Here is a 1,403-nt window from a genome sequence, read left to right as displayed (position 1 = left end):
AAAACAAGAAGAAAAAGACGGTAAAGTTGAAGCATCAGCAGTTACTGAAGCAAAGAAACAGATCCAACAAGAACAACTTGAACGTGAATCTCGTGAAGTAAAACGTAGAATTCAGGATTGTGAAAAAGCTGTTTCTAGAGCAGAAAGATACGGACGTTTTGCATCAAAACACAAGAACATTATGAAAGACTTTTCTGAAGGACTGAAGAAAGCTCAAGCTGAATTTGAATCTACAGGTGATTACAAAGCTTGGGACAAAAAGTATTCAGAACTTACAGATAAGAAAGATGACGCTATCGCAAAAGCGAAAGAAGAAATCTTTGGTTCAAGATACGAAAATATCTATCTTTAATCAACATCCAAATTCTAAATGCTTTTATGCTAAATAGAATAAATGTGAACCCTGCAAACTATATAAGTCGCATTGTCGCATTGAGGAGTTCGGGGCAACATGAACTGAATTGACAGTTCTATTCAATGCTTTTATGCTAGTAATAGGATATTATGCCTACTGATCATGTGCTATAAATAGATCATTCTTTATTTAAATGCTTTTATGCTAACAAATAAAGGATAGTCTCATAGACGAAAAACAGTAAGTATATCAAAATACATATACATATAGTACTTTTATGTCTATATTTCAATCGAGTCTCTAGCTTGCTAGATGAGCACTTGGTATAATATGTATTCTGTCAAAGACTATAAATTCTAAAGTAATAGCGGCTTTATGCTATTATATACTAGATTTAATGCTTTTATGCTCATAATCAACAGTGTATACTATTACTTTAGAATTACATATTAAGTATAGAGAGTTTGATCGCTCTCTATACTACTAAAAGAGTATATTGCACTATTATATCAACCCAATGATATATGAAAACTCGTGTATGATGTATATCTCTCTAATTGAGGCGTTATCCGGTCTGCTAGGATATGAAGGCGCAGAGGTGTGCAAAACTCTTTATATTTACAACTTAAAATTATTTATCATGAGCTATATTGCAGCAGATATGTGGGGTGAACATCTATTCTATAATAAACCTGTTAGATATGTTCATGAAACAACAAAAAGAAGTTGGTGGATAGATCCAAAACATAATAATTCTATTAGTGTACCAATAGGTACGGCTAAACTATTTAATGATGCAGGATTCTTATATACTCATTATGTACCATTTGATAAAAGAAATATGTGTTTTGGAGATAATCCTATAGAAATAAAAGTATATTGACTGTTAGGTCATTGGATGAATCGTTTGGACGAGGGTTCGACTCCCTCATGCTCCACGTTGGAAATTATGATAATACAATACGCCCATGCTCGTTTTAACACCCTGCTATAAGTAATTGTTATTACGTAGACGCAATAAAGGTATGTGTTTATTGGGTTCTAAAGT

The 1,403-nt window shown here is 32.6% G+C and carries 2 protein-coding genes; both read left to right on the top strand.

The window, feature by feature from the left end; genetic code table 11:
- Window positions 1-352: hypothetical protein (locus tag GH664_RS22260; RefSeq protein ID WP_194270469.1), on the top strand; the 352-nt coding region annotated here is incomplete at its 5' end.
- 541 nt (window positions 353-893) lie between these two features.
- Window positions 894-1,238, top strand: coding sequence for a hypothetical protein (locus tag GH664_RS22255; RefSeq protein WP_153163807.1), 345 nt, complete (start codon window positions 894-896; stop codon window positions 1,236-1,238).
- Window positions 1,239-1,403 lie beyond the last annotated feature (165 nt).

The organism is Thauera sp. 2A1 (genome assembly GCF_009469595.2).
GTDB lineage: Bacteria > Pseudomonadota > Gammaproteobacteria > Burkholderiales > Rhodocyclaceae > Thauera.
The sequence above is the reverse complement of the archived record's forward strand: the minus strand, read 5'-3'. Positions and strand labels throughout refer to the sequence as shown.

Excerpts from the sequence above, each read along its gene's own strand:
- GH664_RS22255 (WP_153163807.1), top strand. The coding sequence starts at position 894 with ATGATGTATATCTCTCTAATTGAGGCGTTATCCGGTCTGCTAGGATAT.